The organism is Bacillus sp. BC08, from assembly GCF_054326875.1.
In genome coordinates this window covers 41,447-48,669 of the sequence record NZ_JBTGPA010000006.1, presented here as the reverse complement: position 1 = coordinate 48,669, position 7,223 = coordinate 41,447, and the positions used below count along the sequence as shown (strand labels likewise).

Annotated in this window: 10 protein-coding genes and 1 rRNA gene; 10 read left to right on the top strand and 1 reads right to left on the bottom strand. The window is 35.2% G+C overall.

The annotated features are described in order from the left end of the window. The 10 genes from rrf to rsmI form a co-directional block, all read left to right on the top strand. Positions 1 to 105 (top strand): 5S ribosomal RNA (gene rrf / locus ACXVYO_RS00390); the annotation flags it as partial. Positions 106 to 296: 191 nt separating this feature from the next. Continuing rightward, positions 297 to 476, top strand: a complete 180-nt coding sequence (locus ACXVYO_RS00385) for a sigma factor G inhibitor Gin (RefSeq protein WP_061678926.1) — start codon at positions 297 to 299, stop codon at positions 474 to 476. A 72-nt stretch (positions 477 to 548) separates the two neighbouring features. Further along, positions 549 to 1,970, top strand: a complete 1,422-nt coding sequence (locus ACXVYO_RS00380; protein ID WP_458465739.1) for an aminotransferase class I/II-fold pyridoxal phosphate-dependent enzyme — start codon at positions 549 to 551, stop codon at positions 1,968 to 1,970. A 1-nt stretch (position 1,971) separates the two neighbouring features. After that, positions 1,972 to 2,598: a dTMP kinase gene (gene tmk, locus ACXVYO_RS00375; protein ID WP_061678924.1), complete on the top strand. Its 627-nt coding sequence runs from the start codon at positions 1,972 to 1,974 to the stop codon at positions 2,596 to 2,598. Between the two features lie 35 nt (positions 2,599 to 2,633). Beyond that, on the top strand, positions 2,634 to 3,617 hold the full coding sequence (gene holB / locus ACXVYO_RS00370) for a DNA polymerase III subunit delta' (RefSeq protein ID WP_000169570.1): 984 nt from the start codon (positions 2,634 to 2,636) through the stop codon (positions 3,615 to 3,617). A gap of 5 nt (positions 3,618 to 3,622) precedes the next feature. Further along, the gene (locus ACXVYO_RS00365; RefSeq protein WP_000272429.1) at positions 3,623 to 4,450 is read left to right on the top strand and encodes a PSP1 domain-containing protein; all 828 of its coding nucleotides are present in this window, start codon (positions 3,623 to 3,625) and stop codon (positions 4,448 to 4,450) included. Between the two features lie 14 nt (positions 4,451 to 4,464). Further along, a complete protein-coding gene (gene yabA, locus ACXVYO_RS00360) occupies positions 4,465 to 4,818 on the top strand; it encodes a DNA replication initiation control protein YabA (RefSeq protein WP_000412055.1) in 354 nt (117 codons plus the stop codon). A 120-nt stretch (positions 4,819 to 4,938) separates the two neighbouring features. Continuing rightward, a complete protein-coding gene (locus ACXVYO_RS00355; RefSeq protein WP_458465738.1) occupies positions 4,939 to 5,679 on the top strand; it encodes a tRNA1(Val) (adenine(37)-N6)-methyltransferase in 741 nt (246 codons plus the stop codon). Further along, positions 5,666 to 5,956, top strand: a complete 291-nt coding sequence (locus tag ACXVYO_RS00350; RefSeq protein WP_000414344.1) for a GIY-YIG nuclease family protein — start codon at positions 5,666 to 5,668, stop codon at positions 5,954 to 5,956. The genes ACXVYO_RS00355 and ACXVYO_RS00350 overlap by 14 nt, the downstream gene beginning before the upstream one ends. After that, complete coding sequence (gene rsmI, locus ACXVYO_RS00345; RefSeq protein WP_458465737.1) at positions 5,925 to 6,800, top strand: 16S rRNA (cytidine(1402)-2'-O)-methyltransferase; 876 nt, start codon at positions 5,925 to 5,927, stop codon at positions 6,798 to 6,800. Before ACXVYO_RS00350 ends, rsmI begins: the two co-directional genes overlap by 32 nt. A gap of 20 nt (positions 6,801 to 6,820) precedes the next feature. Here rsmI and ACXVYO_RS00340 read toward each other — a convergent pair whose 3' ends face one another. Continuing rightward, positions 6,821 to 7,105, bottom strand: a complete 285-nt coding sequence (locus ACXVYO_RS00340; protein ID WP_000843036.1) for an AbrB/MazE/SpoVT family DNA-binding domain-containing protein — start codon at positions 7,103 to 7,105, stop codon at positions 6,821 to 6,823. Positions 7,106 to 7,223: the final 118 nt, after the last annotated feature.

Sequence of the window (7,223 nt, the reverse complement as noted above, 5' to 3'; positions counted from 1 at the left end):
TGGCAGAGAGGTCACACCCGTTCCCATACCGAACACGGAAGTTAAGCTCTCTAGCGCCGATGGTAGTTGGGACCTTGTCCCTGTGAGAGTAGGACGTCGCCAAGCAATTAAAAACACAAGTCTTTTGACTTGTGTTTTTTTGTGTTTTTAAACAGTACGTAAAAAGAAGTAATGATAATACAAACACGTTGCCCAAGGATTAATCATATTATATAAGAAATTGATGTATATTTTTCTGTAAATTGTTAAGGAATAGGAGTATAAAATATGTCCATTGTAAATAGGGAGGGAAGGATATGAAATCAAAAAATGAAGTTTGTATTGTTTGTGAGACAGAAAGAAAAGAAGGGATATATGTTTATAATAATTTAATATGTTATGAATGTGAAAAAGATATGGTAAATACGGAGACAAATGATCCGAAGTATATATATTATTTAAAACAGCTTCGGAAATTAGAAGTATCATATTTTTAAATAGGCATATGCCTATTATTTTTTTTGTTCTGTATAATAGAGAAAGAATGAAATAATAAGGAAGAGATATAGATGAATCAAAATCGCATACCTTTATATGAGGCATTAATAGAGTTTAAAGAAAGAGGACCGTTGTCCTTTCATGTTCCAGGTCATAAAAATGGTTTAAACTTCCCTCAGGAGGCAGTAGAGGAGTTTAAAGATATACTATCTATCGATGTAACTGAGTTGTCAGGATTAGATGATTTACATAGTCCGTTTGAATGTATAGATGAGGCACAACAATTATTAGCTGATGTATATGAAGTAGAAAAAAGTTATTTTTTAATTAATGGTTCAACAGTAGGGAACTTAGCAATGATTTTGTCTTGTTGCGGGGAACATGATATTGTTCTTGTACAAAGAAATTGTCATAAATCAATTATTAATGGTTTAAAATTAGCGGGAGCAAATCCAATTTTTTTAGATCCATGGATTGATGAAACTTATAATGTACCAGTGGGAATTCATGATGAAATTATTAAGAAGGCAATTGAAAAATATCCAAATGCTAAAGCACTCATTTTAACGCATCCTAATTATTATGGTATGGGGATGAATCTAGAGGCAAGCATCGCTTATGCACATGCACATAAAATCCCCGTTTTAGTAGATGAGGCACATGGTGCTCATTTTTGTTTAGGAGGGGCATTTCCAAAGTCAGCATTAGCATATGGTGCAGATGTTGTAGTTCATTCTGCACATAAAACATTACCCGCGATGACGATGGGATCTTATTTACATATAAATAGTCGCCTAGTAAAAGAAGAAAAAGTTTCTACCTATTTAAGTATGCTACAATCGAGTAGTCCATCGTATCCAATTATGACTTCTCTTGATATTGCACGCTTTACAATAGCGCGTATAAAAGAAAAGGGACAGGATGAAATTGTCGAGTTTTTACGGGAATTTAAAGAAAAATTGTGTTCTATCCCACAAATAGCTATTTTACAATATCCATTACAAGACGAGTTAAAGGTAACCGTACAGACACGTTGTCAGTTATCAGGATACGAATTACAGTCTGTATTTGAAAAGGTCGGTATATATACAGAAATGGCGGATCCATATAATGTCCTATTTATTTTGCCCTTGCAAGTAAATAAGGAGTATATGAAGGCTATAGAGATGATTCGAGTGGCATTGCAATATTATGAGGTGAAAGACAAGAAGGAATCTATTCGTTATACTTATAAAGGGGAAATTTCTCCTTTACCGTATACATATAAACAACTGGAGGGATATGAAACAAAAGTAGTATCTGTAGAGGAAGCAGTTGGGATGATAGCGGCAGAAATGGTGATTCCGTATCCACCTGGAATTCCATTGATTATGTATGGGGAAAGAATTACTTCAGAACATAAAGAGCAAATTATGTATTTAGAGAAAGCAGGCGCTCGTTTTCAAGGCAGTACGAAATATATGAAAGTGTATGATATAGAAAGTGGGTTTTAGGATGAAGGGATTATTTGTAACAATTGAAGGTCCAGAAGGTTCTGGTAAGACAACGTTAATTCAAAGTTTATTGCCATACTTTGAACAAAAAGAACAAAAGGTAATGGCGACGAGAGAACCAGGTGGTATTGCGATTTCTGAGGATATTAGAACGATTTTACATAAACAAGAATACACGATGATGGAAGCACGCACAGAGGCGCTTCTGTATGCTGCTGCACGTAGACAGCATTTGGTGGAAAAAGTTATGCCAGCGCTTAACGAGGACTACCTTGTATTATGTGATCGTTTCATAGATAGCTCTTTAGCGTATCAAGGATATGCAAGAGGATTAGGTATGGATAAAGTATTTGAAATCAATCGTTTCGCAACAGAGGACTGTATGCCTAGTTTAACGATTTACTTAGACATTGAACCAGAGATTGGTTTAGCTCGAATTGAAAAAGATGCAGGACGTGAAGTGAATCGATTAGATATGGAAGATATCTCTTTCCATAAACGTGTGCGTGAAGGATATTTACAAGTTGTAGAACGTTTCTCAGATCGTATTGTATTAGTAAATGCTGATCAACCAATGGAAAAACTTATAGAAGAAGTTGTTCAGATTATAGAAGATAAATTGTTATAATAGAAGGAAAGAATGAAATAAGTGAGGTATGCATTATGACGAAGACGTGGGAGCAGCTTTCTGCTATACAACCCATCGGTGTAAAAATGTTGATGAATAGCATTGCAAAAGAGCGTATATCCCACGCTTACTTGTTAGAGGGAGGGAAAGGGACAGGAAAGTTTGCGACGGCAATTCAAATGGCGAAGAGTTTCCTCTGTTCTCAGCGGAATGGGGTAGAGCCTTGTCATGTATGTACAAATTGTAAGCGAATTGATTCAGGTAACCACCCAAACTTACATATTGTAAAACCAGACGGATTATCTATTAAGAAGCAACAAATTCATGATTTACAAGAAGAGTTTTCAAAAACAGGATTAGAGGCAAATAAAAAAGTATATATTATTGAGCACGCAGACCGCATGACAGCAAATGCAGCGAATACACTCTTGAAATTTTTAGAAGAACCGAGTAGTGATACAACAGCTATTTTACTTACTGAACAAAGTCATCAAATTTTAAATACGATTTTATCTCGCTGTCAAGTCGTTACATTTAGACCATTACCTACGGAATCTTTAATTAGAAGATTACAGGATGAAGGTATTACGGCATCTTTATCAACACTTGCTGCACAACTCACGAATAGTTTTGATGAAGCTTTAGCTTTATGTAGTGATGAATGGTTTGCACAAGCACGAGCTTTAGTGATAAAATTATGTGAAGCGCTCGAAAAGGATAAAGCCTCTATTTTTTTTGTACAAGAAAAATGGGGAAAACACTTTGGAGAGAAAGAACAATTACAGCAAGGTTTAGATATGTTACTCCTTATTTATAAGGATTTATTATATGTTCAACTTGGAGAAGAAGATCGTCTTGTTTTTCATGAGCAGAAAGAGATGTTTGAATCTTTCTCCTATGCTCAGAAGCGCATTGTATCAGCTCTCTTTAATATATTAGAGGCAAAAAATAGAATCAACGCTAATGTAAATGCGCAGCTTGTGTTCGAACAGTTAGTGTTGCGGTTGCAGGAGGGATGACCGTTTTGTATGATGTAGTAGGTGTTCGCTTTAAGAAGGCCGGAAAGGTGTACTATTTTGATCCGAACCAGTTCGATATCTCTGAAAATGAGTTTGTAATTGTAGAAACGGTAAGAGGTATTGAATACGGAAAAGTAGTTATTACCAAAAAGCAAGTTGATGAAAACGACGTTGTATTACCGCTAAAAAAGGTTATTCGTATTGCAAATGAAAATGATCGTACCATTGTTGAAGAGAACAAACATGCTGCAAAAGAAGCATATCAAGTTTGTCAGCAAAAGGTAGTAGAGCATAATCTTGATATGAAACTTGTAGATGTAGAGTATACGTTCGATCGCAATAAGATTATTTTCTACTTTACTGCGGATGGTCGGATTGATTTCCGAGAACTGGTGAAGGACTTAGCAGCAATTTTTAGGACAAGAATTGAACTAAGACAAATCGGTGTTCGTGATGAAGCGAAGATGCTTGGTGGTATTGGTCCGTGTGGTCGTATGCTTTGTTGTTCTACTTTTTTAGGTGATTTTGAACCTGTATCTATTAAGATGGCAAAGGATCAAAATTTATCATTAAATCCTGCAAAAATCTCTGGTTTATGTGGTCGTTTAATGTGTTGCTTAAAATATGAGAATGATGAATACGAGGCAGCAAAGGAACAACTTCCTGATTTAGATCAACGTATACAAACCCCGCATGGTACTGGCCGTGTTATCGGATTAAATATTTTAGAAAGATTAATTCAAGTGGAACTAGTAGACAAGGAACGGATAGTAGAATATACGTTAGATGAGTTAGTGAATAAAGGGGTCGTTTCGAGTCAAACCACAGATTAATGAGGTGGGTGCTTGTGGAGAAAAAAGATATTTTTGCATCGGTTTCTAGTATGGAAGAGCAAATTGGACATTTATACAAACAGTTGGGAGAATTAAAACAACATCTTGCAGAGTTGTTGGAAGAAAACCAACATATAAAAATGGAAAATGAAAATTTGCGACACCGTTTTGAAGAAGTGCAGATTAAAGAAAAACAAAAAACTCAAAAACGTAAAGAAGTGAAGCCGAAGACAGCTGATATTGGTGAAGGCTACGATAATTTAGCAAGACTATATCAAGAAGGTTTTCATATTTGTAATCTGCATTATGGAAGTGTACGTAAAGAGGGAGATTGTTTATTCTGCCTGTCATTTTTAAATAAAAAGTGAAATTACCTTTCCAATGATAATTGGAAAGGTAATTTTTTATACATGAGAGTAGAATGAAATATGTTTTTTATTAGTAGAAGATGAAATAGGGTAGGTTAAGTGTAAGAAAAGGAGTAACATATGAATTTATATGAAGATGAACGTTTAGATTACTTATTAGCGCAAGATATGAAGATTGTACAAAGCCCATCAGTATTCAATTTCTCGTTAGATGCTGTTTTACTTGCAGACTTTGCTTGGGTACCAATTCAAAAAGGTAATTTACTTGATTTGTGTACAGGTAATGCAGTTGTGCCCCTTCTATTAAGTACAAGAACGAAAGGAAATATTACAGGTGTGGAAATTCAAGAACGTTTATATGATATGGGAATCAGAAGCGTTCAATACAATAAGTTAGAAGAAAGAATTCAATTAATACACGGGGATTTGAAAGATATGCCGGAGAAACTTGGACGTCATCAATATGACGTTGTCACATGTAATCCGCCTTATTTTCAAACACCTGCAACGTCTGAGAAAAATATGAATGAACATTTAGCGATAGCTCGTCATGAAATTATGTGTACATTAGAGGATGTTGTATCTGCAAGTAGTCAGCTAGTAAAGCAAGGCGGGAAAGTAGCATTTGTACATCGCCCCGGCCGTTTACTAGATATTGTTACATTAATGCGTAAATACAAAATTGAACCAAAACGTGTACGGTTTGTTTATCCAAAGGCAGGGAAAGAAGCAAATACGTTGTTAATTGAAGGAATTAAGGACGGAAACGCAGATTTGAAAATATTGCCACCTCTTTTTGTATATGAAGAAAATAATGAATATACAAAGGAGATTCGTTCAATTTTATATGGAGAAGAATAAGCATTGTTTTTATGTAGTAGAGTGCTCTGACGGAAGTTATTATGCTGGATATACAAATCATATAGAGAAGCGGATTCAGACGCATAATAGCGGAAAGGGAGCTAGGTATACGCGTGCTAGACTTCCTGTTGTTTTAAAATATGTAGAATTTCATGAAGATAAGCGTACAGCGATGCAAGCAGAGTACTATTTTAAGCAATTAAATAGAAAACAAAAAGAAGAATATATGCAAAAAGGAGAACGCTATGTGGCAACAAAAAAGCTTTCAACAAAATGAAAAGGGAGTTTTATATTTAGTACCAACTCCTATTGGAAATTTAGAAGATATGACATTTCGTGCAATCCGAATTTTAAAAGAAGCTGATTTAATTGCTGCTGAAGATACGAGACAAACGAAAAAACTTTGTAATTACTTCGAAATTGAAACACCTGTTATGAGTTACCATGAGCATAATAAGGCAGTAAGTGGGAAGAAAATATTAGATAAGTTAGACGAAGGAAAGACAGTAGCACTTGTTAGTGATGCTGGTATGCCTTGTATTTCCGATCCGGGTTACGATATTGTTGTAGAGGCTGTAGCGGAACAGTATCATGTTATCCCGCTTCCTGGGGCAAATGCGGCCCTTACAGCGTTAATTGCGTCAGGCCTTGAAACAAAACAATTTTATTTCTATGGATTTTTACAAAGAAATAAAAAAGAAAGAAAAATGGAGTTAGAGAAGCTTCGTTATGTACAAACTACAATGATGTTTTATGAAGCGCCTCATCGTTTAGATGATACTTTAATCTCGATGCAAGAAGTGTTGGGAAATAGAGAAATTGTATTATGTCGAGAGTTAACGAAAAAATTCGAGGAATTTATTCGTGGAACAGTCGAGGAAGCAATTGAGTGGACGAAACAAAATGAAGTTCGTGGCGAGTTTTGTATTTTAGTAGCTGGTTCAATGGAAGAACCTGCCCCAGAAGAACAATGGTGGGAATCTATTTCGGTATATGATCATATTGAACATTATATAAATGAAAAAGGTATGAATTCAAAAGAGGCGATAAAAACAGTCGCTAAAGATCGAGATTTGTCGAAACGGGACGTATATCAAACCTATCATGTCGATAAAAAATAAGCTTCTCATAATTGAGAAGCTTATTTTGCTGTTTCGATATAATCTTGAAGTTCGTTTAAGATTTGCTCAGCGCCTTCTTTGCTTAAGATAATTTTACCTTCAGCTAAAGATAGGTTACCATCAGATACTTCACCAGTTACTTGGCAAGTCATGTTTGGCTTATATTTTTTTAAGATGATTTTCTCGTCATCAACGTAGATTTCAAGAGCATCCTTTTCTGCAATACCTAAAGTACGGCGTAATTCGATTGGAATTACTACACGACCTAATTCATCAACTTTACGAACGATACCAGTAGATTTCATAATTCTTTTCCTCCTAAAGAAATAGTTTATAAGTTTCGAGTCTATTTTCTAGATTCGTCATTTTTCGACAAAATACCCTATGGACATATGATACCAATCATTTACATTTCCGTCAATT

Excerpts from the sequence above, each read along its gene's own strand:
- ACXVYO_RS00385 (WP_061678926.1), top strand. The coding sequence starts at position 297 with ATGAAATCAAAAAATGAAGTTTGTATTGTTTGTGAGACAGAAAGAAAA.
- ACXVYO_RS00380 (WP_458465739.1), top strand. The coding sequence starts at position 549 with ATGAATCAAAATCGCATACCTTTATATGAGGCATTAATAGAGTTTAAA.
- tmk (WP_061678924.1), top strand. The coding sequence starts at position 1,972 with ATGAAGGGATTATTTGTAACAATTGAAGGTCCAGAAGGTTCTGGTAAG.
- holB (WP_000169570.1), top strand. The coding sequence starts at position 2,634 with ATGACGAAGACGTGGGAGCAGCTTTCTGCTATACAACCCATCGGTGTA.
- ACXVYO_RS00355 (WP_458465738.1), top strand. The coding sequence starts at position 4,939 with ATGAATTTATATGAAGATGAACGTTTAGATTACTTATTAGCGCAAGAT.
- ACXVYO_RS00350 (WP_000414344.1), top strand. The coding sequence starts at position 5,666 with ATGGAGAAGAATAAGCATTGTTTTTATGTAGTAGAGTGCTCTGACGGA.
- rsmI (WP_458465737.1), top strand. The coding sequence starts at position 5,925 with ATGTGGCAACAAAAAAGCTTTCAACAAAATGAAAAGGGAGTTTTATAT.
- ACXVYO_RS00340 (WP_000843036.1), bottom strand. The coding sequence starts at position 7,105 with ATGAAATCTACTGGTATCGTTCGTAAAGTTGATGAATTAGGTCGTGTA.